The sequence below is a fragment of the Kitasatospora sp. HPM-01-4 genome (assembly GCF_051374625.1).
In the GTDB taxonomy this organism is placed as follows: Bacteria; Actinomycetota; Actinomycetes; order Streptomycetales; family Streptomycetaceae; genus Kitasatospora.
The window spans coordinates 1,472,113-1,498,129 of sequence record NZ_JBPQGP010000005.1 but is presented as its reverse complement, the minus strand read 5'-3'; the positions used below and the strand labels follow the sequence as shown (position 1 = coordinate 1,498,129).

27 protein-coding genes and 3 pseudogenes are annotated in these 26,017 nt (G+C 68.5%); 16 read left to right on the top strand and 14 right to left on the bottom strand.

Going from position 1 to position 26,017, the window contains the following annotated elements:
* Positions 1–174: 174 nt before the first annotated feature.
* From ACSMTC_RS06375 to ACSMTC_RS06360, 4 genes are all read left to right on the top strand, one after another.
* The gene (locus ACSMTC_RS06375; RefSeq protein ID WP_436558666.1) at positions 175–543 is read left to right on the top strand and encodes a hypothetical protein; all 369 of its coding nucleotides are present in this window, start codon (positions 175–177) and stop codon (positions 541–543) included.
* 113 nt (positions 544–656) lie between these two features.
* A complete protein-coding gene (locus ACSMTC_RS06370) occupies positions 657–2,531 on the top strand; it encodes a nitroreductase family protein (protein ID WP_436564926.1) in 1,875 nt (624 codons plus the stop codon).
* A complete protein-coding gene (locus tag ACSMTC_RS06365; RefSeq protein ID WP_436558665.1) occupies positions 2,528–3,553 on the top strand; it encodes a hypothetical protein in 1,026 nt (341 codons plus the stop codon). Before ACSMTC_RS06370 ends, ACSMTC_RS06365 begins: the two co-directional genes overlap by 4 nt.
* The gene (locus ACSMTC_RS06360; protein ID WP_436558664.1) at positions 3,553–4,725 is read left to right on the top strand and encodes a cupin domain-containing protein; all 1,173 of its coding nucleotides are present in this window, start codon (positions 3,553–3,555) and stop codon (positions 4,723–4,725) included. Before ACSMTC_RS06365 ends, ACSMTC_RS06360 begins: the two co-directional genes overlap by 1 nt.
* Positions 4,726–4,795: 70 nt before the next feature.
* On the opposite strand, the gene ACSMTC_RS06355 is transcribed toward ACSMTC_RS06360, so the two are convergent.
* From ACSMTC_RS06355 to ACSMTC_RS06340, 4 genes are all read right to left on the bottom strand, one after another.
* Positions 4,796–5,416 carry a hypothetical protein gene (locus tag ACSMTC_RS06355; RefSeq protein ID WP_436558663.1) on the bottom strand — a complete coding sequence of 207 codons (621 nt, stop codon included), beginning with the start codon at positions 5,414–5,416 and terminating at the stop codon, positions 4,796–4,798.
* On the bottom strand, positions 5,413–6,618 hold the full coding sequence (locus tag ACSMTC_RS06350; protein ID WP_436558662.1) for an MAB_1171c family putative transporter: 1,206 nt from the start codon (positions 6,616–6,618) through the stop codon (positions 5,413–5,415). Before ACSMTC_RS06350 ends, ACSMTC_RS06355 begins: the two co-directional genes overlap by 4 nt.
* Before the next feature lie 3 nt (positions 6,619–6,621).
* Entirely contained in the window at positions 6,622–7,176 is a 555-nt protein-coding gene (locus ACSMTC_RS06345) for a hypothetical protein (RefSeq protein WP_436558661.1), read from the bottom strand.
* Positions 7,177–7,517: 341 nt separating this feature from the next.
* The gene (locus ACSMTC_RS06340) at positions 7,518–7,958 is read right to left on the bottom strand and encodes a helix-turn-helix domain-containing protein (RefSeq protein ID WP_436558660.1); all 441 of its coding nucleotides are present in this window, start codon (positions 7,956–7,958) and stop codon (positions 7,518–7,520) included.
* A 415-nt stretch (positions 7,959–8,373) separates the two neighbouring features.
* On the opposite strand from ACSMTC_RS06340, the gene ACSMTC_RS06335 reads away from it, so the two are divergent.
* The 6 genes from ACSMTC_RS06335 (at position 8,374) to ACSMTC_RS06310 (ending at position 12,249) form a co-directional block, all read left to right on the top strand.
* Complete coding sequence (locus ACSMTC_RS06335; protein ID WP_436558659.1) at positions 8,374–8,499, top strand: hypothetical protein; 126 nt, start codon at positions 8,374–8,376, stop codon at positions 8,497–8,499.
* Position 8,500: 1 nt separating this feature from the next.
* Positions 8,501–9,520, top strand: a complete 1,020-nt coding sequence (locus ACSMTC_RS06330) for a hypothetical protein (RefSeq protein ID WP_436558658.1) — start codon at positions 8,501–8,503, stop codon at positions 9,518–9,520.
* Complete coding sequence (locus ACSMTC_RS06325) at positions 9,520–10,215, top strand: ATP-binding protein (RefSeq protein WP_436558657.1); 696 nt, start codon at positions 9,520–9,522, stop codon at positions 10,213–10,215. Before ACSMTC_RS06330 ends, ACSMTC_RS06325 begins: the two co-directional genes overlap by 1 nt.
* A gap of 104 nt (positions 10,216–10,319) precedes the next feature.
* The gene (locus ACSMTC_RS06320) at positions 10,320–10,889 is read left to right on the top strand and encodes a WhiB family transcriptional regulator (protein WP_436558656.1); all 570 of its coding nucleotides are present in this window, start codon (positions 10,320–10,322) and stop codon (positions 10,887–10,889) included.
* Positions 10,886–11,920 (top strand): DUF2637 domain-containing protein, encoded by a 1,035-nt coding sequence (locus tag ACSMTC_RS06315; protein ID WP_436558655.1) that lies wholly within the window; start codon positions 10,886–10,888, stop codon positions 11,918–11,920. Before ACSMTC_RS06320 ends, ACSMTC_RS06315 begins: the two co-directional genes overlap by 4 nt.
* A gap of 104 nt (positions 11,921–12,024) precedes the next feature.
* Complete coding sequence (locus ACSMTC_RS06310) at positions 12,025–12,249, top strand: hypothetical protein (protein ID WP_436558654.1); 225 nt, start codon at positions 12,025–12,027, stop codon at positions 12,247–12,249.
* Positions 12,250–12,409: 160 nt separating this feature from the next.
* Here ACSMTC_RS06310 and ltrA read toward each other — a convergent pair whose 3' ends face one another.
* Positions 12,410–14,182, bottom strand: coding sequence for a group II intron reverse transcriptase/maturase (gene ltrA, locus ACSMTC_RS06305; RefSeq protein WP_436558653.1), 1,773 nt, complete (start codon positions 14,180–14,182; stop codon positions 12,410–12,412).
* 757 nt (positions 14,183–14,939) lie between these two features.
* Here ltrA and ACSMTC_RS06300 point away from each other — a divergent pair.
* From ACSMTC_RS06300 to ACSMTC_RS06285, 4 genes are all read left to right on the top strand, one after another.
* A complete protein-coding gene (locus tag ACSMTC_RS06300; protein ID WP_436558652.1) occupies positions 14,940–15,440 on the top strand; it encodes a plasmid mobilization protein in 501 nt (166 codons plus the stop codon).
* The gene (locus ACSMTC_RS06295) at positions 15,440–17,182 is read left to right on the top strand and encodes a relaxase/mobilization nuclease domain-containing protein (protein WP_436558651.1); all 1,743 of its coding nucleotides are present in this window, start codon (positions 15,440–15,442) and stop codon (positions 17,180–17,182) included. The genes ACSMTC_RS06300 and ACSMTC_RS06295 overlap by 1 nt, the downstream gene beginning before the upstream one ends.
* 106 nt (positions 17,183–17,288) lie before the next feature.
* Complete coding sequence (locus ACSMTC_RS06290) at positions 17,289–17,693, top strand: hypothetical protein (RefSeq protein ID WP_436558650.1); 405 nt, start codon at positions 17,289–17,291, stop codon at positions 17,691–17,693.
* Between the two features lie 20 nt (positions 17,694–17,713).
* Positions 17,714–18,157, top strand: coding sequence for a hypothetical protein (locus ACSMTC_RS06285; RefSeq protein ID WP_436558649.1), 444 nt, complete (start codon positions 17,714–17,716; stop codon positions 18,155–18,157).
* Between the two features lie 55 nt (positions 18,158–18,212).
* Here the strand turns inward: ACSMTC_RS06285 and ACSMTC_RS06280 are convergent, their stop codons facing one another.
* On the bottom strand, positions 18,213–19,106 hold the full coding sequence (locus ACSMTC_RS06280; RefSeq protein WP_436558648.1) for a helix-turn-helix domain-containing protein: 894 nt from the start codon (positions 19,104–19,106) through the stop codon (positions 18,213–18,215).
* Between the two features lie 112 nt (positions 19,107–19,218).
* On the opposite strand from ACSMTC_RS06280, the gene ACSMTC_RS06275 reads away from it, so the two are divergent.
* Positions 19,219–19,431 (top strand): hypothetical protein, encoded by a 213-nt coding sequence (locus tag ACSMTC_RS06275; protein WP_436558647.1) that lies wholly within the window; start codon positions 19,219–19,221, stop codon positions 19,429–19,431.
* Between the two features lie 28 nt (positions 19,432–19,459).
* Here ACSMTC_RS06275 and ACSMTC_RS06270 read toward each other — a convergent pair whose 3' ends face one another.
* Both ACSMTC_RS06270 and ACSMTC_RS06265 read right to left on the bottom strand, forming a co-directional pair.
* Positions 19,460–19,978, bottom strand: a complete 519-nt coding sequence (locus ACSMTC_RS06270) for an ISL3 family transposase (protein ID WP_436564606.1) — start codon at positions 19,976–19,978, stop codon at positions 19,460–19,462.
* Complete coding sequence (locus ACSMTC_RS06265; RefSeq protein ID WP_436558646.1) at positions 19,959–20,321, bottom strand: HNH endonuclease; 363 nt, start codon at positions 20,319–20,321, stop codon at positions 19,959–19,961. Before ACSMTC_RS06265 ends, ACSMTC_RS06270 begins: the two co-directional genes overlap by 20 nt.
* A 306-nt stretch (positions 20,322–20,627) precedes the next feature.
* Here ACSMTC_RS06265 and ACSMTC_RS06260 point away from each other — a divergent pair.
* Positions 20,628–21,409 (top strand): annotated as a pseudogene (locus ACSMTC_RS06260) (IS5 family transposase).
* Here ACSMTC_RS06260 and ACSMTC_RS06255 read toward each other — a convergent pair.
* The 6 genes and pseudogenes from ACSMTC_RS06255 to ACSMTC_RS06230 all read right to left on the bottom strand — a co-directional run bounded on the left by ACSMTC_RS06255 (position 21,375) and on the right by ACSMTC_RS06230 (position 25,881).
* A complete protein-coding gene (locus ACSMTC_RS06255) occupies positions 21,375–21,860 on the bottom strand; it encodes a hypothetical protein (RefSeq protein WP_436558645.1) in 486 nt (161 codons plus the stop codon). The pseudogene ACSMTC_RS06260 and the gene ACSMTC_RS06255 overlap by 35 nt on opposite strands.
* A gap of 192 nt (positions 21,861–22,052) precedes the next feature.
* Positions 22,053–22,931 (bottom strand): annotated as a pseudogene (locus ACSMTC_RS06250) (transposase); the annotation flags it as partial.
* Positions 22,932–23,091: 160 nt separating this feature from the next.
* Complete coding sequence (locus tag ACSMTC_RS06245) at positions 23,092–23,691, bottom strand: DUF4913 domain-containing protein (protein WP_436564605.1); 600 nt, start codon at positions 23,689–23,691, stop codon at positions 23,092–23,094.
* 258 nt (positions 23,692–23,949) lie between these two features.
* Positions 23,950–24,264 (bottom strand): annotated as a pseudogene (locus ACSMTC_RS06240) (HAD family hydrolase); the annotation flags it as partial.
* A gap of 211 nt (positions 24,265–24,475) precedes the next feature.
* Positions 24,476–25,651 (bottom strand): DnaB-like helicase N-terminal domain-containing protein, encoded by a 1,176-nt coding sequence (locus tag ACSMTC_RS06235; protein WP_436558644.1) that lies wholly within the window; start codon positions 25,649–25,651, stop codon positions 24,476–24,478.
* Positions 25,648–25,881, bottom strand: coding sequence for a hypothetical protein (locus ACSMTC_RS06230; RefSeq protein ID WP_436558643.1), 234 nt, complete (start codon positions 25,879–25,881; stop codon positions 25,648–25,650). The genes ACSMTC_RS06235 and ACSMTC_RS06230 overlap by 4 nt, the downstream gene beginning before the upstream one ends.
* Positions 25,882–26,017: the final 136 nt, after the last annotated feature.

Sequence of the window (26,017 nt, the reverse complement as noted above, 5' to 3'; positions counted from 1 at the left end):
GGCTCGGTCAGCCACCGGGATGACCTCCCGACTGCGCCACCGAAACACCTCGCTCCCCGTCACGCCTTCACCAGAGCAGCAATGGACGGCTCGCCGCCCGCTGCTGGCACGTCACGAGATCCACACCGCAGTGCCCGGACCTGCCGGGCATGCGGCCACCCGTGGGAGGTGTCTGTGCAGATCGCAGTGCAAGACCCCGGAAGGTCCGTCACCTACCTCCTCGATCCGGCCGTGATGGCCGACTTCGAGGTGTCGGACGCGCAGCTCGGCGAGGGAGCCGACATCGTGTTCGTGCTGCCGTCCAAGACGCTGTGCGAGCAGGTCCCGGTCGTGCCGGGTGGTACGGCCGACGGAACGATCCTCATCTCCGACCCCGACGGTGACCGCCGGTGGCTGCTGACCCGCTCCGACCTGGAGCGGTTCGAGGCCCCGGCGGAGAGCGCCGGCGACAACGCCGTGTGGTTCTCGATGCCGGACGCGAGCGCCGGCATCTACACGGCCGTGCCGCTCTTCCGCCGCGCCCTGGTCCAGAACAGCTCCTGAAACAGGCGGACGGCCCGCAGTCGGCAGTGCCGGCCGCGGGCCGTCCCCGCTGGTGCACCGCAACGTCACGAAGGGCGGAAATGGACAGGGTACGAGTGTTTCCAGCACGGGCGATGGCGCCACAGATCCAGGCCGATTCACGTTGGATCTCCATCGACGCGGCGACCCGAAAGGCGTACACGCTCTCCGGGAAAGACAGGGAGTGCACGCTGCTCTCCTGGATCGCCCGCGGTGGTTCCCGCGAACCGAGCGAGGAGTTCACAGCTGCCGCCCGAAGCCTGGGCATGTGGCAGGCCGGGCAGGAGCGCATCACCCCGGACTTCCTCGGCTTCTACCGACTCCTCAACCTGGGCTACCCGTTCCTGGACTACAGCACGGAATCCAGCCATGAGGCCGACCGGGCACTGATGGACGGCTACGCGACGCACAGCGGGCCACCACCCGTCTCAACTCCGCGCCAGGGCAGGAGGATCGGCCTTCCGGAGGCGGAGCTGGTGATCGCCCAGGCGGCTGCTGCGCCGGGCATCGGTCTGCTGACGGCCTGGCTGGCGGCCGCCGCGCGGATCACGGGCCGCCGCGAAGGTCGTCACGGTCCGATCGTTCTCAAGACCAGCCCGTCCGGCGGCGCCCGGCACCCCACCGATCTTGGCGTGATCATCGGGGACGGGTGGCCGCAGGAGCTGCGCGGGGCCTGGTGGTACGACGGAGACCGGCACGCGCTCTCCGCTGCGGAGTCCGGCATCCCCATCGAAGTGGAACTCCCTTCTCCCGGAATCGCGTTCGTCGTTTCCAGCCATGTCGAGCGGGCCATGTGGCGCTACCGGGATGTGCGCGCGTTCCGCCCCGTCCTCATCGACGCGGGCCACGTCGTCGAGACCCTCGACCTTGCCGTGCAGGCCGCCGGATGGCACACGGCGTGGATGCCGCTTCCGTCGTTCACCGGACCCGATCCGATCCTCGGGCTACTCGTTGCCACACCGGCACCAGCCGAGGTGTCCGCTTGCCACATCCAGGTGACGGGCTCTGCGGAAACAGGCGGCGAGTACCGAACCAACCCGTTCCTCTCTCTACTCCCTGGCGAGAACGGGCTGTTCGCCCAGGTCCATTCAGAGTCGGCTGAGCTCGTGCCGCTCAGGCCGGCCTCGGTGACCGCGCTCGCCTACGCCAACCCGAGTACGCGAGGCGACCGGCCGTCCGCCCTCTCACAGATCAGCGAGCGCAGCGGGGCCTCTTCGGACGAGGTCGCCGCTCTGGTTTGGGCGAAGGCACTCGTCCCCGCCGCACAGGCGAAAGCACTGTGGGAGGCAGCTGGGCCGTGGATCGAGTCGAGTTGGCTGCCCTCCCTGCTCGTGCACGCGGACGCGGCCACCAGCGCCCGGACACTGCCGCGCACGGCCTGCACCACCGTCACAGCGCCGCCGTTGCCACCGCAGATCCTGCCCGTCGCTCTGGCCGCGCGGCGCACCACCCGCGCCTTCGTTTGTCAGCCGGTCGCGGCCACCGTCCTGGCCAGGCTGCTGCCGATCCTGCGCGAAGCACACTGCGACGTGCGGCTGAGCCTGCTGCTGCCGTGCAGGGGCCTCGACGCCGGAACCTACCGGCAGGATGAGAACGGGTCCCTGTTGCGCGTCGGCGATGCCCCGAGCCCTGAGGACATCCAACGGGCGGCCATCGGCCAGCCCTGGACGTCCGGTATCTCCATGGTGGCGTGGCTGATACCCCGGCAGGACAGCGAGGGCCCTGGGGCGTGGGAGGAATCGCTGATCCGCTGCGGCCGTACCGCGCAGCGCATCGCCCTGGCACTGGCGACGGACGGGACGGTCGGCGTCTTCCAGAGCCCGGCACTCGTCGACGACTTGCTCGGTCCTCTTACGACAGGCGGCACCTTGCTGGACGGCGCCTACCTGGTCGGCATCGGAGCCACCCGCGCCAGCGGAGCCGGCACTTCGAGCAGGCAGCCGGGCCAGGACGAAGGAGGAAACCCGTGACCGGCCAGCCCACCGTGCTGTGGACGGTGACGGAACGCACCGACGGCTCCTGGGAGGTGGTCGACAACGAGACGAGCACGATGTACGTGGTCGACGCCCGGCTCGGCACCCGGCTGTGGCAGGACGACCGGCTGTGGGCTCGCCATCGGCAGCAGGCCTTCGACACCGCCGCGCTCGCCGACCCGACAACCGATGAGCTGCCACCGTTCCTCGATCTCGAACTGGCCGGCATCACCGTGCGCTACCAGGCGGCAGCCCCGGTACTGGACACCCTCCGACACAACCTGACGGTCGCCTGCCTCCGCTACCGGCGCAGCGCGGACGTCCTCGTGCGCCTCGACCAGCAGGCACAGGTCGAGCTGCTGCACCGCTCCGTCGCGGGAGTGCGGCACGGCGTCCACTACCGCATGCCCGGAGACCTGGCATGGAACGCGACCGAAGGCATGCTGCCCGCGCTCCCGCCGCTGTTCTCCCCACCGTTCCTGGGCCGGTTCTGCGCGCTGCACGCGGCTCTGCTGGTGCTGCCGTCCGGCCGCGGCATCATCGTCTGCGGGGACCAGAAGGCGGGCAAGACCACCGCGGCCCGCTGGGCACAGGACGCCGGGCTTGCCGCAGTCGCTACCGACGAGGTGGTCCTCCTGGACACCAACTCGGGCGTCGCCTTCGGCGTCCCACTACCGCAGGCGGTCCGCACAGGTCAACAGCGAAAGACCGTCCCACTGCAGCACGGGCCCTCCACGCACCTTGGTGCCGCGCTGCCCGCCGAGGCGGTCATCCTCACCCCCGCCCCAGCGGCTGAACCGGGCTCGGTCCAGACAGCCAGGAGCGAGCACGAAGCGATGGCGTGGCTCACCGAGCACCTGCGGTATGCCGGCGCCGACCCCGCCTCCACGCACCGTGCCCTGCACGCCCTCGCATCGCGGATTCCCGTCCGCCGCCTCGGCACCTCACCCTGGCCCCAGCTCACGGCTGACTTCGCAACCGCCCTCGCCCCGCTGCTCAAAACCCTGGAGCACGCCTGATGACACCGCACGGCATCCGCCGCCTGGACGAGCTGGACCGCCTCACCCTCCGACACGGAGATGTATCGACCGCCCTCAACTCCGCCGTCGAGGAAGCCAACAACCGCGCCCGCAGCAACGCCGCCGGCCGGCTGCGCGCGCAGCTGGGAGACCGTGTGACAGCCGCTCTGGCCGAGCGCTGTACCGAACCGGCCCTTGGCACATCCAAGGACGGCCCGAGCTCGCTGAACTGCGGCCGCCAGCACTACGAGCAGTGGCTGACCGCCGAACCCCGACTGATCGCCGCAACAGGCACCGGAGCCAACGCCGACATGGAACTGCGCGACGCCCACGGCAAACTCCTCGGCGAGCGATTCGGCAACCGCCTCGAACCGGACTCCGACACCTTCCAGATGGACATCCACCGAGTCCGGCAGGCCCTCGCCGACGGCATAACGCTCGGCATCCGCCAGTTCGACCGCTGGTCCACGCAGCTGGCCGAGCTCGTGGACGACATCGTCGCCGTCTCCGGCGCCGACGTCTTCACCAAGCTCTTCATCTCCGCCGGCACCACCAGCGTCACCGGCTGGCACTCCGACCGGCAAGACGTCATCGCCCTGATGCTCTGGGGCAACAAGCGCTTCCAACTCGGAGACTGGGGAACCCCGGAAGGCGGCCCACCCAACAAGGTGGTCCTCGACGAAGTCCTCCACCAGGGCGACTCCCTGCTCTTCCCGGAAGGGCACCCGCACCAGGCCATCCCGCTCGGCGACGACAGCGGCCTGCTGTCGATCGCCCTGCTACGCCGCCACAACTGGATCTCCCGCAACCAGATCCCCAGCCACCTCGGCGTTGCCGAACACCCGCCGAGCGACGCCGCATACCGACGGCTGCTCCGCTCCCGGATCCGCCCGGCCGCACAGCAGCCGGAGCTGACCGGTGGCAGCCACCTGCGTTCACTCGTACCTGGCGGCATCGAGCTCCTGAGCGCGTCGGCCAGCGGCGAGATCATCTTCGCCGCCAACGGAGGGGTGTTCGCCGCGAACACGGAGGCCGTAACTCTGCTTGCGGCCATCCACTCCATGTTCCCAACCACGCTGCGAGAAGCGGGAGGTAACTGGCTCCCCGAGGCGGTTGCACTCACGGCGGTCAGTCTCATCGAGGCCGGGCTGATTGCGCTGAGTCCTCATTAGAGACAGGAAGCGGGCCACCGTTCGTTGGGTGAGCAATCGAGGCTCTATGAGGCCAATACCCAGCAGCCTTCTACCGCAGGGCGGCGAAGGCCAGAGCTGCCACGCCTCCAAGAGCGGTGCCCGCCAGGACCTGGGGGAGAGTGTGCGCCTTGAGGATCAGCCTCGACCAGCCGATTGCGGCGGCCACCGCTGCCGAGAGGATCAAGACTGGCCCGAAGGCCAGGGCGAGGATCATGACGGTGCCGCCGGCCACCGAGTTGTGGATGGATATCTGCCACCACACCGTCACCGCCATGGACGTTACGAGGCCCACGAGCATGGCGACCACCAGCGCAGACATCTCGCTCGGTGCGTGTAGCACGTGCAGGAGCGTGACTCCGGTGACGACGGACAGCAGGCTCGCCGCCATCGGGACAATCCGCTGCCGGCGGATCCGGATGTGCTTGTCGGTCAGCCCACCCCGGCGCACGCCCAGCAGGATGATGCCGAGGGGGATCACGCCGCAGAAGATGGCGGCAAAGAGTCCCCAGCCAACTCCGCGCCAGCTGGCGGTGCTGTGCCAGCCGATTATTAGCAGCAGTGCGATGACCAGGTTTGCGGGTGCCAGAACGTCGGTGATTATCCTCGCCGTCTTCTCCTGGGGCGAGGCCACCTTGAAGCTCGGCGGCTCAGGGGGTGTGAAGGTGCTCATTCTGCGTACTCCTGAGCGCTGATCTTCGAGGGCGATGTGGAAAAGGTTGAGGCGAGTGAGGAGAAGTAGAACCTGGCTATCCCTCGCAGGGCGCTGATTTCTGTGCGTAGGTCTGCACCGCCTGCGGCTGGTGGCGCGGACGATCCGGTGGGCGCTCTGTCTTCCAGGCGGGCCTGCAGCGCGGCGCGGATCCAGCAGGCCTCCGCAGCCTGGTCGAGATCGTCCCCGAGCAACCCAGCCGACGAGGCGTGGAACACGGCCTGTTCCCGAAGGTGGAGTGGGGCATGATCTGACAGCGTAAGAATGGCGTCACGTATTTCGATGGTGCGCCGGTACAGGCGGTTTCGGCTGTTGCGGAAGTCGAAGGCCTCGCTGGCCAGTCCTCGAACGGAGCCGAGGCGAACGCTGGGTACAGCATCAGTGAGCTCGCGCCACAGGCGGTAGAGCACGACGAGGTCGCGCTGGTCTCGGAGGTTCCGGTGCGCCTTGTCGTACGCGGGCAGGGTGCTCCCGATGGTCACCATGATCAGCGGAATGATCGCGAGAAGCACGTTCAGTGTCTCGTCCGTACTCGGACTCACGATCTCGATCTTGAAGAAGCTCAGAGCGAGCATCGCGGCTTTGTGGAGCGTGTAGAGAATACCGATTCCAGCGCCCGCGCTGATGATGGTGAGACCCATGCGCAGTGGACGAGGTCCTGGATGCTTCGACCACTGCCAGGACAGGCGCGTGGTGGCGTATATCGCCCAGCCGAAGTAACTCAACCAGGTAATTCCGTACAGCACGACCCAGGGATCGTGAGGGTCGGCTGTGAAAATGTCGAGAGCTTCGCTTGGGCGGTTGGCCAACGCAAAACACGCGACCATGGCGGCTACGGTCGCGCCCGGTATCGCCAGGCGGAGGCGGTCCCAGTGCGGGATTTTCGTGCCGTCCGCGGCGGAGGCGTCGGCCAGGAACGCGACAACGCAAGCGGCGGCGGTCACGGCAGCGAGGTGCTTGAGGAGAGCCGAGAGGCTGTTTATGCCGACGGCGAGGTCGAACCTACGCGCCACAGCGTCGTGGGAAAGGATCATCTCGGCTGCAAGGATCGTGAATGCCGCCCACAGCGGGCGCTTGCCCGGTGTGCGCAGGGCGGCCGGAGCACGCCATGCGCTGACGAGCCAGAGCAGGGCCGTCGCCGCGAGGTTGAATGCATTGACCACGTGTCAGGCCTCGCGCAGCGCGTGAAGCAGGTGGGCGACAAGCCGATCATCCGAGGCAGCCGGGTCTTCCTTGGCCGCCTGGACCCGGCCGGCGATGAGGCCAGCCAGCGCTTCGGCCTCCTGTTCGTCCCGTGTCGTGTAGCTTGTGCGCCCCAACATGCTGGAGATCGTCTCCATCGAAATGTTGGAGAACGACGAGTTTGCTGTTATCGCCCTCGAATCCGGCGAATTGGGGTCGGGAACGAAACTGTGCTTAAGGAGCATGTGGCACAGCTCGTGGAGGATGATGTGCGACCGATGGAGCTCGCTTGTGGACTCTTCGACGAATACGTGATCGCCAATGTCAGTTGCGAGCCAGACCCCGCAGGGAACCTGCTCGGCTGTGCCCCGGTCGACTGCGTGCAGATAGAGAGGGCGGCCGCGCTTTTTCGAGATCGCGTCACACAGGCGCTCTATCGAGAACGGGTTCGGCAGATCGAGGCCGGCAGCGATCTCGCGGAGCTTGCGGTCCGCATCACGATTGTTCTCTTTTCCCCTAATGATGCGTCGCAATCTCATGGTGCCCCGACGGTGCTGAGGGTGTTATGCGGCTTCTCGCTGCCTGGGCGAGAGGCGCTGGCACACCCTATGCCAGAAAGATTCAAGGACCATCGACTCGAGGGGAGTGCGCGCGAGGTCGCGTTCACCCAACGTGAGCGCGCCTGCCGAGGGCGCCCGAAAATGGGCATTTTGGCCACGCACTGTAGTTCTTGGAAGGCGAACGGCGGCCGCGCCTTAAGCGCGTAGTTATTGAACTGTTATCTGACTGCCGATTAGATTGGTGGGTATTCCGGCGGGATGTCGAGGTCGGATGACAGTTGTGATCTTGATCTGTCGGTCACCGGCGCCTGCTGGATGGATCAATTGTTCGCGGTGTCTGGTGCGGGGTTCGTCTCCGACAGGCCTTCGAGTGCCCGCGCTCGCTCGATGAAGCCCTGGAGGACGCTGAGCGTCTCGGGGGACAGTCCTGAGGCCCGGGTTGCGATGGCCCGCACGTTGTTGTCCCGCATCGACGCCAGCAGGCTCAACTCGGCCGCGGTCTGCTTGGCATTGTCGTCGTCGAAGAAGTACGACGGCTTGACGCCGAAGAACTTGGCCAGTGCCTCGATCGTGCTCATCGTCGGATTGGACTTCAGGCCCGTGCGGAGCTGCTGGATCGCGCTGGCGGAGACGCCCTTGCCCTCGCCTGCGGCCTGCTGGATCCCTTGTGCGACCTCGGCATAGGTGTACGGTCCGCGGCCTGCGGGGTGCACGGTGCGGAACAGGTGGTCGAGACGTTCCGCGAATCGGCTTGCGGTCACCTGGCGCACCTCCTTGATGTCCTCGACGATTCAGCTTGTCCACTTCAGTGTGAGGCAGGGGTGCATGTGAGCACAACCTCGCCCACTGTAGTTGACGCAGGCGCGATACTTCGGTGTACGTTGATCGCGTTCGACGTCCACCAAAGTGTTCTGCGCTAGCTGGTGTACGGAAAGAAGTCGGGATGGCGCCCATGCGGTGCTGCTTCCCGCCGAAGCAACGCGACTCAAGAGGGGGAGCAGATGGTGAAGAAGCCACCGTGAGCCCGGCACGGGGTGAAAACGCGACCGGCGCCCTGGAGCTACCAACTCCTGGACGCCGGGCTGGCACCCCGAAGGGGCCGATTCACAGCTCGCGGACGGTGGGGCTTTCGACGAGAACCATCGCACCGCGGTCCTACGAATAACGGAGTATCGCATGCTCGCAACGCCGAGCGGAACCTTGGCCTGCCCGGAAGACGATCACCGCCGCCGCGCGGCCGGGCTCGCCCGCGCGGCCGCGCCCGCTCTGATCGACCTTGCCGCCTCTGGCTGGGGCCGCTGACATGGCACGGATCAGGAGCATAAAGCCGGAGGCTTTCGTCTCCGAGTCGCTTGCTGAAGTGACGGTCGAGGCCGAGCGAACGTTCTTCGGTCTGCTCACCCAGGCCGACGACCAGGGACGTCACCGGGACAACGCGGCGATCATCGCGGGTCTCCTGTGGCCGCTGCGCTCGGAGCACACCGCAGTGCACGTTGAGGACGACCTTCAGCAGCTCGCCAACGCGGGGCTCATCTGCCGGTACACCGGCTGCGACGGCCGCCGCTACCTGCACGTGGTCACGTGGTTCGATCACCAGAAGATCGACAAGCCGAGCCAGTCCCGGCTGCCTTCGTGCCGCCAGCACCACGCGGCGGACCGGTGCGGCGCTTGCAAGGGCCCCTGCACTCACCTCGCCGAGGCCTCGCCGAGTTCTCGCCGAGGGTTCGTGGAGGCTTCGCCGAGCCTTCCACGGAGCCTCGATCTGGCCGAGCAACTGGTTGTGGGCCTTCCTGCCGCGCGTACCGAGGCCGTGAGCGACCAGCTGGACGTCCCGGGCTCTGCCGCTGTCGCCGTTGGGCGAAGCGTGGAGGAATTCGCAGGTCAGACGGCATTCGCCGAGGTCTCTCCGAAGGTTCCCCGAAGCCTCGGTGAGGGTTCGGCGCCTGGATCTAGGATCTTGGATCCTGGATCTTCTTCTCCTACGGGGCGCACCGCGCCCGCCGCCACCGTCTCCGCGAACGACCTCATCGGTGAGTACGTCGCCGCATGCGATGAGCGCCCGCCTGGCGCCGTGCTTGGCCACCTCGGTCGCGTCGCCAAGCAGCTCCTGGCCGAGGGCATCGCCCCGGTGCACGTCCGCGCCGGACTCCAGCGCTTTGCGGAGATCCAGGGCCATCCGAGCCGTCTGCCGAGCTTGGTGAACGACGCCATGAACGCACGCTCCGCCGGTTTGGTGCGGCCGGGATTCCGGCCTACCGTGCCTGCTCACCAGGCGTGGACCAACCCGGTCGACGCTGCCACCGCCTACGCCGAGGAGCTGTGATGCGCACCCGCGAGCCGCAGGCCCTCGGCGAGGGCACGCTCGAGCGGATGGCCCGGATCCTCGCCGCCCGGAACATCGACCCGGCCGCCGTGGCCGCCTCCGCCGACGAGCCCGAGCCGTACTCGCCCCTGAGCGCTCTGGCGAACGCGATTCCGCCCCGCTACCAGGACGCGACGGCCACCCATCCGCAGGTCCTGGCCTGGACCCGCGAGGTCGCCGAGCAGGCGGTCGCCCCGAGCCTGGGCGCTCGCCCGCAGGTCACTACCGGTCCGTCGCTGCTGCTGGCCGGCGTGGTCGGCACCGGCAAGACGCACGAGGCGTACGGCGCGGTCCGGTACCTGGTGGAGGCCGGCCTCGGCGTGCGCTGGCGCGCCACGACCGCCGCCGACCTGTACGCCCACCTGCGGCCGAGGGTCGGAGTGGACAGCGAGCGGGAGCTGGCGGCTGTCAGCCGGTGCCCGCTGCTGATCCTGGACGACCTCGGCGCGGCGAAGTCGAGCGAGTGGGTCGAGGAGATCACGTACCGGCTGATCAATCGCCGGTACAACCAGATGCTCCCGACGATGATCACCACCAACCTGCGGATCAAGGACCTCCGGGACTACCTCGGCGACCGCGTCGCCTCCCGCCTCGCGCAGATGACCACCCGGGTCCAGTTCGACGACGTCGACCGCAGACGCCTCCGCGCCGCCTGACCCACAACAGGCCGCGCCCACAGAGCGCCGCCCGATACCTCTGAACCTGCACACCTCTCCGCCGACGCCGCCCTGCGCGCGGAGAGCGATCGGAGCTACCCCGTATGAGCACCACGACGATCAGCCCTGCCCGCCACCGCTCGCTCGGCGACCACACCTGGCAAGACAAGGCCGTCTGCCAGTCGACCGTGCACAACCCGGTCGACCCCGACATCTTCTTCCCGTACCCCGACGAGACTGCCAAGATCACTGAGGCCAAGCGCCTGTGCGGCCAGTGCCCAGTCCGGCAGGCGTGCCTGGATGCCGCCCTGGAGCAGAACGACACCCACGGCATCCGGGGCGGCATGACCGAGGAGGAACGCGAACCGCTCCACGAAGAGATCGCCTCCCGCCTCGACTACTCGCGGGTCAACGCCACCCTGGCCGGACGCGACATCCAGCTCACCAAGGCAGAGCGCCGTGCGGTCATCCAGGCCGGATACCGCCACGACGTCCCGGTCGAACGCCTGGCCTGGCTCCTCAAGATCACAGACGAGCACGCCCAACGCCTCTACCGCGAGACCCGCCGGGCAATCCGCAACCGCCATCTGGAACAGTCCGCGAGCACCTCCCGAGAGCCCAGGACAGCTGACGAGCGCACCCTCGGCCGCAACGACTTCGGGACAGCGGCATGACCACCGCAGCGCCGACCAGGACGCCCGTCACCGGCTGGGACCGCGCCGTCGTCATCACCCTCGGCGCAGCCGGCTGCGCCCTCTCCTACGACGCCCTCCAGCAGATGGCGGTCGCTATCCACGTCCGCGGATTCCTGACCTACCTTTTCCCCCTGGTCATTGACGGCTTCATCGCCTACGGAGTCCGTGCGCTGCTCGTCTTGCACAATGCGCCACTGCGAGCGCGCGCGTACGTCTGGCTGCTGTTCGGCACGGCCACCACCGCCAGCATCTGGGCCAACGCGCTGCACGCAGTGAGGCTCAATCAGCAGAGGTCGGTCACCGGCCTGCGTCTTGGGGACACCGTGGTCGCCGTACTGTCCACCCTCGCCCCGCTCGCGCTGGCCGGAGCTGTCCACCTTTACATCCTGATCGCCCGAGGGGCGGCCGGGGACAGTGACCGAAGCCGCACCGGACAGCCACACCAGGTCGGCCGGTCCGGTCAGCCGAAACCGACCGCGGTCACCCGGACAGTCCGCGCCGGACATCCGCCACGAGCCGGACAGGCCAGCGCCGGACAGCCGGACACTGCGCCCGCCGTCGCATCGGGCCAGGACACTCGGCGGCCACGGCTGTCCCTGGACAAGCCGCTTCCGGTGACCGCAAGAGCGTCCCGGGACAGTACATCGGCGGACACCGCCAGCTCGGACACCACCGCCAGCGGTCGTAAGGACCAGGTGCCAGAACGCTCTGACCTGGGCGGACAGCCGGATGCCCGCTCGGTGGACACCGGTAGCCGGTCGGACACCGGTCGGCCGGACAGCAACCAGGCCATCGGCGCGACGGCTGATCGACGGAGTGACCCGGGCACCGAGGAACTGCTGGAGATCGCCAGGACAGCGGTCAAGGCCAAGGACACCAAGCCGACCCGGAAGGTTGTCGCCCAGGCCATCCGCGGTCAGGAGATCCCGCTGTCCAACGACCGGCTGACCGACCTGATGGTCCAGCTGCGCGAGGAGTTCCGGCAACCATCCGAGAACTTCCTGGGCTGACCGGACACCTCATCAGGGCGGGTGACCGGCCGGACACTTCCGACCGGTCACCCGCCCCGGACACCTCGTCCCAAGACCTTCACCAACAAACGGGAGGCCCCGCCATGCGCACGACCCCCGCCACCGCGGCCGAGGTGGACACCTGGCTCGCCGTCCTGCACCAGCACGGCCACCTTCATCACGCCGAACCCGTCCCGGACGGCACGTGGACTGTTCAACGACACCGCCATAGCCGCCCCTGGACCCTGCATCACCCGGTCCTGGCCGTGGACTGGATCGAGGAGATCCTGCGCGACATCCACCACCGGGACGCGGAGACGGGCCGGTGACCGCCAACGACCGCGCGGCCACCACCCCTGGACCGGAGTGTGAACCTCCCACGGCCTCCGGCGGGTCGGGTAGACGGAGCGCATCGCTGCGCCCCGCCCCCCTCAGAACCGGACTTGCGACTTTCACCGCATCCGGCTCAAGCAAGCCGCATGGGCTTCGTCAGGTTTCTCCGCTGGACCGGCTGCCGTCCCCAGCGTGGTGCTGACGGTGGCAGTCGGCGTGGACGAGGCGGAGGTTGCTTCGCTCGTTCGACCCGCCGTGTCGCCGGTAGACGAAGTGATGCTTGTTCAGCATCTTCTTCGACGCCGTGAACCACTCGATCCACTCGCGTGGGCTGTCGGGCTCATACTCGGCTCCGGCGATGAGCGCCTGCTTGCACAGTGGGCACCGTCCCTTCTGGGTCGCGGCGAGGGCAAGACTCGTCTTGTCCATCGGCGGCGGCTCCTTCCGGCGGCGGCGCTTGTGCCAGTAAGCGGCCAGGGACGGATCGTCTGGCGACGCCGTCCCGAACACGATCTCGTGTCGAACGATGCTGGTCCAGGAGAACTTCGGGAGATAGGCCCCACTTTCGTGATCACCCAGCACCCACATGTCCTGCCTGGTCCTGTTGAAGCGGCCAAAGTACCGGTGCTTGATCCACAGGCCCGACTTGTTCGGGTGCCCGCGTCTCGCCCACCGGTAGACGAGCTTGAACATGTGGTTGTCCATCGCCTGGAACGCGTCGCTGGACACCACACTCCGGTAGTAGGCGCTCCATCCACGGACGATGGGCACCATCTTCTTCAGCAGCGCGCCGATGTTGCTGCCCTGAAGGGCGCGCACCTCGTCGCGCATGCGCTTCCGGAGTCTCGCGCAAGCCGTCTTGCTCGGCTTGACCAGCAGCTTGTCTCCGTGCCTGCGCACGGAGAACCCGAGGAAGTCGAACCCCTCAGTGAGGTGGACCACTTGGGTCTTGTCCTCGTTGAAGCGCAGACCCCTCGGCTCCAGCCATCTGGCCAGTTCCTCCTTGACGCGGTGTACTTGAGCTTCGTCGTGACCGAGCACAACGAAGTCGTCGGCGTACCGCACCAGCACGGGTGTGCCGGCCACCGCGCGCATCAGGTCACCCTTTCCGCGTCGGTAGCGGCAGCCCGCCGCCTCTTCCATCCCGTGCAGGGCGATGTTCAGCAGCAGCGGGCTGATCACCCCGCCTTGCGGGGTGCCCTCTTCCGTGGGTGCCCAGCGTCCACGCTCCAGCACGCCCGCCTTCAGCCAGCCCCGGATCAGGTCCCTCGCGGGGAACTGCCCGATGGTGGCGGTCAGGTGGTCGTGGCTGATGCGGTCGAACGCCGCCTTCAGGTCCGCGTCCAGCGCCCACAGGCGCTTGGCTCCCTTCCCCTTCGAGGTGAGGAAGACCGCCCGGATCGCGTCCTGGCAGCTGCGGCCGGGCCGGAACCCATACGACCTGGGCTCGAACCTGGCCTCCCACTCGGGCTCCAGCGCGTTCTTCACGCGGCTTTGCATCACCCGGTCACGGATGACCGGGATACCGAGCGGGCGCTGCTGACCGTTCGACTTCGGGATGTACACGCGCTTGACCGGCCGGGCCTGCCAAGGGACTTGGGACCGATGAAGCTCGGTCGCCAGTCGGCCCCGCGCCTGTGGCGTCAGGGCCACCTCCTTGTCCATGCCCGCGGTTGCACGTCCGGTGCTCTGCTGGGTTACCCGCCGCACGCTCACCAGCGTGTTGCTGTAGCTCCGCAGCACGAGCTTCTGGAGATTGCGGACCTTCTTCAGGTCCCCTTCCCGCGAAGCCTTGAAGATCCTCTGCCTCAGCCGCCGTACGTGCGCCTCGTGCTTGGCCCAGTCGATGCTGTGCCAGTCGAGGCCCTCGCCCTCCGGTCCGTTCACCGGGGCGGCGAGGGCGGCAGGCTCGATGGCCTGTTCGCTCATCAGTGCCTCCGTTGCATAACTTGTCCTTCGGTTCCGGCTTCCTCGCGTCGGTGCTTCAAAGGCTCACCTGGCCCACGTCAGCTCCCTTTCAGGCCGGGCACGAGCCCGTATCCGACGGGTTATGGCGGACAGCGGGTGAAGAGTCCGCTGCCCGGTTTCCCCCGGTCTTTCGACCAACCGGCGTTCGCTTCTTGGGCCATCCTGTTCCTGCTGAGGGATTCCGCTCTCCTTACGGTCGGCCTACCAGGAGCGAACTCCTGGACCTCATCAGGGTTTTCGTGTTCCGCATGTCGAAGATGCGGCTGGGGTGGGCGCCCTTTCTCCCCGGGACCAGCGGTGTCCGGCTCCCTGGACTTGCTCGATCCAGGGGCCACCTGACGCCTTACAGCGTCCGGGTCCTGCCCGCCGACTACTGACCATCAGCGCGGGTCCGACATGACGAGGATTCCTCAAGGGTTCACTCTCGTTCGCCCGTCCAGCCTTCCCCTCGCCTGTTGCTCCTCGATGGCCAAGGCGCCCTTGGGCTTGAACGCTCAGCTTCACACCCCGCCGTTGCCAGCGACGCATGTGAGCGCGGGGACAGATTCGGACACAAATCCGGAGGCATCTCGCTATGACTACCTCTTCACACGATCAACCTCACTTCGAACAAGCGACCTCACGCCGCACAGCAAGTTGTCGCATTGGATATCCCAACGGGCTATCCAATGCGAGCGTCCTCACCGAGGGCGGCGAGGACGGCTGTGTTGGGCTTCGGGTGAGGGCACCCGGAGACCAGCACAGCCATGGGCACCAGGGGGCGCCGCGAAGGGGAGAAGCAGCAGGCGACCGCGACACGCCACCCGCCAGCGAGCCCGCCTTCCCCAACCGCCGTCCCCGCCGCCGCACCTACCAGCCGACCCACCGCGAAGACGTCATCGCCTCCCGCCTGACCGCTGCCGAGAAAGCCGAGATCACCGCCGCCGCCAAACGCGCCGGCATGTACCCCTCCGGCTACCTCGCCGCCGCCGGCCTTGCCGCCGCCCGCGGAGCCACCAGCCTCAAGCCCAACGAACAACTCGACGCCGCCATCGACGAACTGGCCGCCCTGCGCACCCAGATCTCCCGCGTCGGCAACAACGTCAACCAGATCGCCTACATCCACAACTCCGGCGGACAGGTACGCCGCGGCGAACTCGAACACACCCTGACCGCCCTGACCCACGCCCTGGCCCGCGTCGACGACGCGGCCGACGCCCTCGTGAAGAAACGCACCTGATGGTCCCCAAGATCCGACGAGGCTCCAACACCCGCGGACTGCTCGCCTACCTCTACGGCCCCGGCAAACGCGACGAACACACCGACCCTCACCTCGTCGGATCCTGGGACGGCTTCGCCCCCGACCCCGGCCGCGACCCCGAAGCCACCCTCTCTCGCCTCGCCGCCGCCCTCGACCTGCGAGTCAACCAGGCCGGCACCCAAGCACCGGCCGAACACGTCTGGCACTGCTCGGTCCGCACCGACCCCGGCGACCGCCTCCTCACCGACACCGATTGGGCCACCATCGCCCGCCGCCTGGTTCAAGCCGTCAACCTCGCACCCAACGGCGACCCGGACGGCTGCCGCTGGGTCGCCGTCCGCCACGCCGACGACCACATCCACATCCTCGCCACCATGGTCCGAGGCGACCTACGCCGCCCCCGCCTGAACTACGACAAGAAGAAGGCCCAGGCCGAATGCCGCCGCATCGAAAAGGAGATGGGCCTGCGCCAGCTCACCCCCGGCGACGGCACCGCCGCCAAGAAACCCACCAGCGCCGAACGCTTCAAAGCCGAACGCACCGGCCGCACCCAAACCCCACGCGAAACCCTCCACACCACCGTCCGCCAAGCCCTCGCCGGAGCCGCCACCGAAGCCGAGTTCTTCACCCGCCTACGCGCAGCCGGCCTACGCGTCAAACTGCGCCACGCCCCCTCCGGCGACGTCCTCGGCTACACCGTCGCACTGCCCGGCGACCGCAACCGCGACGCCGCACCGATCTGGTTCGCGGGCTCCACCCTCGCCCCCGACCTCTCCCTGCCCAAGATCCGCCAACGCCTGGCCGCCGGACCCGCCACCACAGAACCGAACGCACCCCTCGAAACACCAGGACGCTGGTCGCCGCCCGCGAAGGCCCGCCGCCACGCCGCCCAGACCGCCGAACACGCCGCCATCCGTCTCACCACGGATGGCGACGAAGGCGCCGCGCAGCTCGTCGGCGTCGGAGGTCTGCTCGACGCCGTCGCCCAGACCTCACCGGCCGCCACCCGCGCCGAACTGGCAGCCGCCGCCCGCACTTTCGAACGCGCCACCCGCTCCCACATCCGCGCCGAACAAGCCGACAACCGAGCCCTACGCTCGGCAGCCCGAGGCATCATCCAGGCCGGCGGAGCACTCGGCCGAGGCGAAGACAGCGGCGCCACCGCCATGCTCCTGTCCACCCTCGTCCTCGTCACCCTGGCCGCCGCGCGCTGGCACTCCGCCCGAGGCCACGCCCAGCAGGCCGCCGCCTCCCGCCAAACCGCCGAACACCTGCGCACCGCATATCGCCAAGCCGCAACCACACCCCTTCAAGCCATGCGTGAGCAAGGCCGCGCGCTACCCGAAGCCGACTGGCAACGGTACGACGCCACCATCCGCGCCACACTGCCCACCACCACCCAGCGAGCCGACCACGAGCCGACCTGGGACGCCCTCGCAGCCACCCTCGCCCAGGCCGAGCAAGCTGGCCACGACCCCCAAACCTTGCTCAAGGAAGCCATCGCCATGCGCGAACTGGAAACCGCCCAGGACATCAGCGACGTCCTCGTCTGGCGCCTGCGCCGCCTCGCCAACCTCCCCACCCACCCCGATACACCCCGTCCCACGCAGATCGCCACCGTCCGAGCCAAGCCCACGCCGGGACACCCCGCCACCAGGCCCGCCCCGCCGGTCGCAGTCCGCCCCGCAGCCCCCGAACAGCGTGGTGCTCCGCGACGCTGACCAAGCGCCTGGCAGGCCGACCACCGGCCTGCCAGCCCGTACCCGATGCCCTGGACAGCCCGTCCCACCAACTGCTACAGCTGAACAGCCAGAACCCGCCCCGGAGATGACGCTCGTGCTCAGAACCACCGACCACCGGCCGCAGTCGTCGGCCCCCGTACCGGCCGCCACCACCGGCAGCAACCTCCTCCTGCAACTGGAACTCCAGACCCGACCCCCAACGAGCTCAGGCGCTGCCCGCTGCCTCAACCACCCCCACGAACTGGCCCTCGGCGGCATCCCCGTCACCTGCTCGACCTGCCGCGCCCGCCGCGACTGGCTTCTCATCAACAAAGGCCGCCACGTGTACGTCCGGTGCCGGTGCGGCAACCAGTGGCCCGAGCCCGAAATCACCCGAGTCGACTTCGACGCCATGCTCGACAACCCGCACTGGACCAACTACACCACCACCGACGAGGGCCTCACCGCCCTGGGATTCGACGGCTCGTTCGCCGGCACCTACCTCCTGTAACGAGCCGAATTGCATCTGCCGTGCTCCTCTACGGCGCCCGAGTTACCCGGATCGCCCTGCTCAAGGCCGAGCACATCCACCAGGCCGCCGAGGGAAGCTGTATCGAACTCGGCGCCAGCCCCGTACTCATGCCTCCAGCTGTTGAACGGCTCGTGACGACCCAGGCCGAGGCCGCTCGCCGCTACCCGGCCACTCAGCCCGGCAGCAGCACCGAACGCTGGCTCTTCCCCAGCAACCTCCCTGGTCAACCGGTCAACGCCCACCGGCTTTCCATGCGGCTGGTCGAGTACGGCATCGACGTCCGCTCGGCCAGGAACACCGCCCCGTCGACGCTTGCTGACGACCCGCCAGCCCCAGTGCTCGCTGAACTCCTCAGCCTCCACATCAACACCGCCGAGCGCTGGTCGAAGCTCGCCAAACGAGACTGGATCGGCTACCTCGAAGCCCGGCGCGGTGAGCTCTGAACCACGGCCGCGAGAGCGACCTCCGCTCTCGCTTCCTGCCGATAGACCAAATCGGTCACAGATCCGCCCTGGGGGTGTCATTCGCGCCCTGAACCACCGATGGTGACAGGGACTCAAGCCGAAGGAAGCCCGGTGTGGGAATGCCGAACATAGATCGGGTCGCGAGCACCTGCGGCTGGTCCGCCCCGGCAGGGACCCTCCGCTGGCGGAAGGCCTGTGGTGAGTGTACAAAATACGCTTTCACTTTCTGCGTTGGATCGTCCCGTCTCCGGTACAGGGCAACCCTCGTTGGCAGATCCCAGCACTTGGCGGCAAGGGTCCGGACGGCTTCAGCGGGCAGCGCGTGTCGGTTGCCGAGGCCGTCGACGACGCCGATGAACGTGATCGCATCGACGGCGTCTATGGGCTCCTTCTCAAGTATCAATTCCAGACTGCTGCGCGGTTCCACGACGGCTGGCAGGGGTTCGGGCATGATGTGGTGGATGTTGAGCACGTCCTTCACCAGGTCTTCGAAGACGACCGCCGTGACCTGTACAGGCTGCCTGCTCTCGTTCACCACCACGATCTGAAGGGCTACCGACTCCAGTTGCACATCGCGTCCCCGTCGGACGTGTACGGGCGTGCCCAGGGGTTCGCCGCCGCGCTCATCGGCGCCGGCGCCGAACTGGAGTTCTGCCTGAATACGCAGGCCGTGTACCGCTTTGTGTGCCGCAGCCTGCCGTCGAAGCGCCAGGAGCGGACCCGCTTCGACGCCGAGGCCACGGGCCAGAGCGATTACCGCGGCCTCGCTCGGCACCGAAGGCCCGTTGAGAGCCTGGCTGGCGGTCGTGTGCTTCAACCCGCTGCGCTGCTCAAGCCCGGCCATTGAGTACCTGCGCTCGATCCTAAGCCGCCGCAGCCGCTCCTTCAGCTCGGCTAAGGCCGCCTCGGCCTGATGCTCCGCTTCCATGCCACTCCCCTGTCCGACGCGGTCACGACCACGTTCACCCCGAACGCCGCCGAACGCGGCACCGACGATGCTGGTCGCCTCGGCAAAAGAGACTAAACGAGGGGAGCCTCGCATGAACTCCACGCAGGTCGGCTTCGTACTACTCACCCTGCTCGTGACCGTAACGGTCCTGATCGCCGTCCTGACCGCAGTTGCCGCCGCCGTCCTGTCCCACCGAGGCGGCGCCAACTGGTCGACCGCAGTGGTCAACGGGGCCAAGGCACTGGGCGGCACCTTGACCCTTCTCATCGCGGCCGCTGGCGTGGCCATTGCCGCCTTCAAATAGGGCTCTTCTGTTGCTTCCGTGGGTGGGTTCATGCAGCTTGACGGCCTGGTAGGTGGGGTCGGTGGCCGCCGAGGCTGAGCATGGCGAGTGCGATGAGCGCTGCGGGGTCCTTGAAGCCGAAGGCCATGCGGGCGATCAGCCGAATCTTGGTGTTCATGCTCTCCACGAGCCCGTTGCTCATGGAGTGCTCGGCCGCCGCCGTGATGGCGTCCCAGTGCTTGACGATGGCCCGTTGCAGCTTGACGAAGGGCTCCAGTCGCGAGCGGCGGGCCCAGGACACCCAGTCGCGCAGGGCCTCGGGGGTGTCGGGGCCGGACTTCAGTGCCAGGCGAAGGCCTTCCTTGAGCAGGTAGGCGCGGTGCAGGACCGGGTGGGCCTTCGCGACGAACTCCAGTTGCGCGCGCTGGCGTTCGGTGAGGTCCTGTAGGGTCGGCAGCGCGGCGAGGTGCCTGTTGAGCAGGTCCTTTTCCGCGCTGCCTCCCTCCGAACCCGCCGTGCCGGTTTCCCGGCAACGGGCTCTCCGGTGACTACCGCGCGTGCGGTGCAGTCGGCTTTCCCGGGTGGATGGCTTCGTGGCAGTCTGCGCAGACTACGAGGGCCTTGCGCCGTTTGTCGGCCATGAGAGCCGCCCACGCGGGTGGGCTGCCGGTTTCGGCGAGGTCGGCGAGCTTGCGGATGTGGTGCACGGAGATGTTCTCCGTGCACCCGCACAACTCGCACTGACCGCGCAGGAGCCGGGTGACCAGTTCCTTGCGCGGATAGACCGGTGCCGAGGCCGGTTGGCGGTCGGTGATGACCGCCGCCTTCTGTCTCTTCAGTGGGATTCCACCGAACCGTGCGACCAGTGATTTCCTGCCGGGACGCTCGATGACGGCCTGGAAGCCGGACATGCTCTTGTCCCCTTCGCCTTTCAGCATCCGGGTAAGTAGCCGTTGCTCTATCGAACTTCGTGGGCGTGAGTTCGAGTCTGCCGACTCGGTCGGGTGATCTTCGGGTCGGCAGGGCATGAAAGTGGGGCCTCCCGCACAGCTCGTGGGTGTCGAATCCAGCCGAGCAACAGGAGGCCCCTGGTGCCGCAGTCTTCCGTGTCCGTGTCGTTGCCGTCCAACTCGGCTCCCCTGTCGTGTGATTGCCTCGCTCACCGGTTCGGGAACGCCGGGGGTCGGCCGTACAGGCGTCCGAGGTACCCCTCGGACATGAGCGACGCGGAGTGGGCCGTCGTGCGCGACGCGATGCCCGTGCCCGCCTGGCTGGAAGGCCGCGGTGGGCAGCCGGAGGGCTACTGCCACCGGCAGCTGGTCGACGCCGTGCGCTACCTGGTCGCGGGCGGCATCGCCTGGAGAGCGGTGCCCTCGGACTTCCCTGCGTGGGACCGCGTCTACGCCTTCTTCAGGCGCTGGCGCGACACGGGGCTGGTCGCCGAGTTCCACGACCGGCTGCGCGACCAGGTCAGAAGGCAGGCGGGCCGCGACGCGGAGCCGACCGCCGGGATCATCGACTCCCAGTCGGTGAAGGGGGCCGCGTCCGTGCCGGCGGCGAGCCGGGGGTTCGACGGCGGGAAGAAGGTGAACGGCCGCAAGAGGCACATCGTCGTGGACACCCTCGGACTGCTGCTGACCGTGATGGTCACCGCAGCCCGCGTCACCGCCGCGAGGCCGGTCGCACCCTGCTGGAGCGGCTGCGGACGCGGCACTGGCGCATCTCGCTGGTGTGGGGCGACGGCGGCTACACCGGGCGCCTGGTCGACCTCGTCCGCGACGTGCTGCGGATCGCGCTGATCGTGGTCAAGCGGACCGACGACGCCACAGGCTTCGTGGTGCTGCCGAAAAGGTGGCTGGTGGAACGGACGTTCGCGTGGCTGATGCACTCACGCCGCCTGGCCCGCGACTACGAGACCCGCACCGACACCTCGGAGGCGATGATCCGGTGGTCGATGAGCATGGTCATGAGCCGCCGGCTCGCCCGGCGGGCAGACTGAACATCCCCGGGCGTTCCTCGGCCAGCCAGCCCCGCGCGGCCAGGCGCTTCACCTTCGAGCGCACACCCTCGACCTTCGCCGCGACCACTTCCAGGCCCAAGGCCGCCGCGAGCTGGCGACAGTCCATCACTTCCCCGCCCCGATCGGCCAGGGCCTCCATGAGCCGCTGGTAGTCCGGCGCCAGCGAGTCGGGACCGAGACCTTCCCTCCAGGCGGGCACCACCGATCCGGACACCGCCGAGGCGACCCGCACCGGTCCCGCGCCGACCACCACGGCCGACGGCGCCTCCTCGCTCGTGCGAGGTTCCGCCAGGACTTCGGCCACCGTCTGACGTGCGATCACCAACCGCTCGCACACAGCCTCGGCTTCCCGCAGTTCGGCCTGCAGGATCTCCACCCGCTGCCGGGCAGCACGCTCGCGCTCCTCCAACAGCCCAATCACCGACGGCATCCGGCACCTCCACCGAAGAGACGAAACGACACCCCGTCTCTGCCACCGAGACACCTGCACCATGCCTGACCAGCAGAAACGCACCCGTCACTCTCGGAAAGACAACGCCTTCTAAGTCATCAGGCCCAGAGATACCTCCTCCAATCTCTCCCGGCTGAACCGGGGATACGACAGGACGCCTCGTGGCGCACCGGGGTTCTTCCACAGGGCCCAGCGGGCCTTCTTCAGTGACTTGGAGCCCGGGGTGGCGCGTCCCTTGCCGCCGCGCTCGGCGTTCCAGATCTCGCGGCGTACGGCATCGAGCGCGTCGGTTGCCCACTGCACGGTGTGGAACGGGTCCATCACCCGCACCGCCTGCGGGCAGCGCTCGGCGACGACGGTGGCGATCCAGTCGGCGGCGTCCGCGCTGACGTGGGTGATCCTCGCGGAGCGTTCAGGGCCGAGCAACTCGAAGAAGGACCGCAGTGTCTCCTTGTCCCGTCCGGCCGCGGCCCATACGAGCTGGCCGCTGTCGTGGTCGACCACCACGGTCAGGTACTTGTGGTGCCGCTTGTAGGAGATCTCGTCGATGCCGATCCGGGTCAGCCCCACGAGCAGGTCCACGCGCTGTTCGACATCCGCCCACACGCGGGCGCATATCCCGCCGACCGTGCGCCAGCCGATCCGCAGCAGCTGGACCACCGTGGTCTTCGAGCAGTGCGTGGCCAGCCAGGCCACGGTGTCGTCGAAGGCCAGGGTGTGCCCGGTGCCGTGGCGGGCCCAGGGCACGTGGGCGACGACCACGCCGTGCTCAGGGCAGGACACCAGCGGCGCGTCGGCCTCGATGAACCCCCAGACCACCCCCAGGTCCAGGGCACGCCAGCGCTGGCGGCCCTCGCCGTTGTCGAACCTGGCGCACCGGCGCTCGCAGACCCCGCAGCGTTGCCGCCGCCGCTTCGCCGGGCGGGCATAGGCCACGATGACCGTGTCCTCGGCACAGGCCTGCGCGCTGTCGTCCTCCTCGGCCTCGACCGAGTCGATCACCGTGTGTTCGACTCCGAGCAGCCGAGTCCATATGCTTACAGATCGCACGCCGTATCCAGGTTCTTCCGTTTCGTTCTGTCGCAAGTCGAAACGTAGCCGGGATACGGCGTGTTCTGCGTATCAGCCCTGGTTAGCGACCCACGGAAGCGACAGGAGAGCCGGTTTGTCGGGTCTGCGAGGCTGCGCACGACGGGGCCGTGGTGCACCGTCACGTGACGAGTCCGAACTCGGTGGATACCGGGGAGGCCAGGAGACGGTGGTTGGGTCGGGCCGGGTTGGTGGTGCAGGCGGCGAACGGGCCATCGGGGGCGCGGAGTTCGAGCAGTGCCGGGGCGAGGTGGTCGCGATGCCAGGCGGAGGGGCCGGCGAGTCCGGCCTCGGCGTCGGTCATCTGCTGCCACGCCAGCCACAGGCCGTGTAGGCGGGCGACGGCTTCGAGGTGCTTTTCCCACTCGTAGCACCAGGGACGGGTGGTGCTGATCTCACGGCCGTAGACAGGTAGGAGGAGGTGGTTGACCCAGAAGCGCAGAGCGGCGAGTTCGGCGTCGTACGCCTCGCCGGTCAGGGCAAGGATGAACACCGAGGTCGGCTTCTCCGGTTCGGTGGTGGTCTGCTGGGCGGTGGGCGGGGCCTCGTCGGCCATCGGGATCGTGGCGGTGGTGGCCTCCTCGGAGGTGAGGTGGTCGAGGACAACACCGTGCCGGCGGACTTCGGCGATGGTCCGAGCGAGCGCGGAGGCGAGGTCGTTGAGGTCCTCATCGGGTATGCGGATCGGATTCTCGGAGGGGCCCTGGACAGCTTCGGACATGAGGATGGCCTCTTTCACGAGGTGGCGGATTGGTCGGCGGGGTCGGCTCGCCGCAGGCGCTGGCAGGGGCGAGACGGCCTCTGGCGCAGGGGTGTTGGGTGCCGGGGCGGCGCTTCTCATCGGGCAGGGGCCGATTCGCGGGCCAGGTGCAGGCCGAGATTCACGGCCTGGTCGGGGGCTGTCGGCGAGCGGGTAGCCGGCGGCGGCGAGCTTGTCGGGGTGGTGCAGGCCGTCGGTGTGCAGGACCGTTCGAATGCCGTTCGCGTGCGCGGCGTCTGCGTCGTCGATCGCGCCACCGATCAGCAGAACACGCCGTGGGGTCGCGCCCGGACCAAGGGCGTCGAGGTGAGCGGCCCCTCCGACGACCTTGGTGTCGCCAGAGGGGCCGGTGCGCCCGGCGATCCGCTCGAAGGAGTGTCCGATGCCCGCCTCGTCGACCTCGCGCAGCAGCGTCGCGTGCGGGCACAGCGACAGCAGCGACTGGGTGTGGCCAGCCTCGCGCAGCTGCGTCAGGACTCGGGCGGCGCCCTGGCGCAGGCGGACCGGTTGGGCCTTGAGGTGGGTCAGGAACACGGCGTCGCTGGACGCCCGCCCTTCATCGGTGACCTGGCGGCCCGGCAGGTGGGCGTAGAAGTCCGATCGTGACGGTGTGCTTGGCGCGGGTAGGTGTCGTGGTCGATGGCCAGCGTATGCAGGGCCAACGGGTGGTCACGGGGGCTCCTCGGGTGTGGTGGGTAGGGCTGTGGGCGCCGTCATGGTCTGTGGCGGAGTGCGGTGGTGGTGCTCACGAGTGGCTCCTCAGCGGTGGTCGGGCGGTGGGTGTCCAGGTGGAGGCGGGGAAGGCAGGGGAGAACAAAGTCGGCGGCCGGGGCTGGCTGCGGGCGAGCGCGGCGTCGGCGCGCTTCGTCCTGGCCGGTGGATCCGGGGCCGGCTCCGGGATCGGTGGTGCGGTGAGGCTTTGCCAGCGGGCCCTGACTTCGTCGAGCGGGCCGAGGGCGTGCAGCGCGTGGTTGATGAGGCGGCCGGGTGCCAGCGACTGGTTGTCGGCCAGCTCCCCGATCGCCCGGGCCGAGATGGCGGCGGTGCGGGCGATCGAGGAACGCATGACCCGTTCGCCGAGGTACTCGGCGGATCCGGCGCCGAGCCCGCCGCAGATCTGCTGAAGCCGCTCGCTGGTCAGCGTGCCGTCCGTCAGCAGCCCGCGTCGCTGGGCTTCCCAGAGCGCGGTCAGCTGGTCGATCGGCTCACCCCGGTGGTGCAGCGCGCCCAGGCAGCGGTAGAGCTGGCCATGCCCGTGGTTGGCGAAGTCGGCAGGCCGGAGCCAGTCGACGACCTCGTCGACGGCGCCGGGTTGGTTCACCAGTACGCACAGCAGGAACTCCTCGTCCGCCACCTGGTCGGCACCGATCGGTGCGCGTGCGCCGGCCGGCCCTGGTGTTGGTACCGGTGGTGGAGTGGTGGCGGAGGCGGTTGGCCTGGGTTCGGTACCCCAGCGCCGGGCGAGGTCGGCGAGGACATCGGCCAGGACGTCGGCTTGGTGCAGAGCGCCCTCGACCTCGCCTTGGAGTGCGTCCGCGCGGGCGGCCTGGTGGAGGCGGATGGTGTGCTGGGTCACGGTGCGGTGGATCGCGCCCTCCAGCACCATGCGCCCGTACACCGGGGCATTGCCGGGGCGGGGGCAGGCCGCGATCAGGGTATGGGCGTAGGAGGTGGTCAGGCCCCGGATGTTCCGGCCGGCCTCGGCGACGGTGTCGGTCACCCAGGTGAGCGGCACCTCCCACCCGTCCGCTGCGAACGCGGGGTGCTGGTCGGCCTGGAGTTTGCGCATCGCCGCGAACAGCGCTCGGTGGGCGGGGCGGTAGAAGTCGTCCGGAGTGAGCCAGGACAGGCGATCGAGCTGGCCGGGGTCAAGTAGGACACCGCCGAGCACCGCCCGCTCGGCCTGCAGGAGCGGGTTCATCCCCGCCCCTTGCGGTCGGCGTCGCACCGGTTGGCACGAAGGTCGGCGACCGTCTGGTTCGCGGCGACCATCGCCGCTGCGAACCGGTCCAGTTCGTCGGTGAACGTCGGATCGGTGGCCAGGATCGCCCCGCTGCCGGTGACCAGCCACCACTGGCCGTCTCGCCGGACGACCGGGGAACCGGCCAGAGGGCCGCAGTCAGAAGCAGGGAGTGGAGAAAGAGGAGACATCGGGAAGCTCCTGAAAGAGATGAATAGGAAAGGGAGTTCAGGCGGCGACGGGCGTGCCGGAGCGGCAGGGCCAGGCGAGCAGGCGTCCGGTTCGCCCCAACTCGGCATCCGCAGCGGCGTCCAGGACGTCGCCCTG

Bases quoted from the DNA above. Each gene is read 5' to 3' on its own strand.
- ACSMTC_RS06315 (WP_436558655.1), top strand. From the start codon at position 10,886: ATGACCACCGCAGCGCCGACCAGGACGCCCGTCACCGGCTGGGACCGC.
- ACSMTC_RS06325 (WP_436558657.1), top strand. From the start codon at position 9,520: ATGCGCACCCGCGAGCCGCAGGCCCTCGGCGAGGGCACGCTCGAGCGG.
- ACSMTC_RS06330 (WP_436558658.1), top strand. From the start codon at position 8,501: ATGGCACGGATCAGGAGCATAAAGCCGGAGGCTTTCGTCTCCGAGTCG.
- ACSMTC_RS06280 (WP_436558648.1), bottom strand. From the start codon at position 19,106: ATGGAAGCGGAGCATCAGGCCGAGGCGGCCTTAGCCGAGCTGAAGGAG.
- ACSMTC_RS06245 (WP_436564605.1), bottom strand. From the start codon at position 23,691: ATGTCCGAAGCTGTCCAGGGCCCCTCCGAGAATCCGATCCGCATACCC.
- ltrA (WP_436558653.1), bottom strand. From the start codon at position 14,182: ATGAGCGAACAGGCCATCGAGCCTGCCGCCCTCGCCGCCCCGGTGAAC.
- ACSMTC_RS06265 (WP_436558646.1), bottom strand. From the start codon at position 20,321: ATGTCCGGCTTCCAGGCCGTCATCGAGCGTCCCGGCAGGAAATCACTG.
- ACSMTC_RS06310 (WP_436558654.1), top strand. From the start codon at position 12,025: ATGCGCACGACCCCCGCCACCGCGGCCGAGGTGGACACCTGGCTCGCC.
- ACSMTC_RS06255 (WP_436558645.1), bottom strand. From the start codon at position 21,860: ATGCCGTCGGTGATTGGGCTGTTGGAGGAGCGCGAGCGTGCTGCCCGG.
- ACSMTC_RS06235 (WP_436558644.1), bottom strand. From the start codon at position 25,651: ATGAACCCGCTCCTGCAGGCCGAGCGGGCGGTGCTCGGCGGTGTCCTA.
- ACSMTC_RS06275 (WP_436558647.1), top strand. From the start codon at position 19,219: ATGAACTCCACGCAGGTCGGCTTCGTACTACTCACCCTGCTCGTGACC.
- ACSMTC_RS06360 (WP_436558664.1), top strand. From the start codon at position 3,553: ATGACACCGCACGGCATCCGCCGCCTGGACGAGCTGGACCGCCTCACC.
- ACSMTC_RS06320 (WP_436558656.1), top strand. From the start codon at position 10,320: ATGAGCACCACGACGATCAGCCCTGCCCGCCACCGCTCGCTCGGCGAC.
- ACSMTC_RS06345 (WP_436558661.1), bottom strand. From the start codon at position 7,176: ATGAGATTGCGACGCATCATTAGGGGAAAAGAGAACAATCGTGATGCG.
- ACSMTC_RS06295 (WP_436558651.1), top strand. From the start codon at position 15,440: ATGGTCCCCAAGATCCGACGAGGCTCCAACACCCGCGGACTGCTCGCC.
- ACSMTC_RS06230 (WP_436558643.1), bottom strand. From the start codon at position 25,881: ATGTCTCCTCTTTCTCCACTCCCTGCTTCTGACTGCGGCCCTCTGGCC.
- ACSMTC_RS06370 (WP_436564926.1), top strand. From the start codon at position 657: ATGGCGCCACAGATCCAGGCCGATTCACGTTGGATCTCCATCGACGCG.
- ACSMTC_RS06335 (WP_436558659.1), top strand. From the start codon at position 8,374: ATGCTCGCAACGCCGAGCGGAACCTTGGCCTGCCCGGAAGACGATCAC.
- ACSMTC_RS06290 (WP_436558650.1), top strand. From the start codon at position 17,289: ATGACGCTCGTGCTCAGAACCACCGACCACCGGCCGCAGTCGTCGGCC.
- ACSMTC_RS06355 (WP_436558663.1), bottom strand. From the start codon at position 5,416: ATGAGCACCTTCACACCCCCTGAGCCGCCGAGCTTCAAGGTGGCCTCG.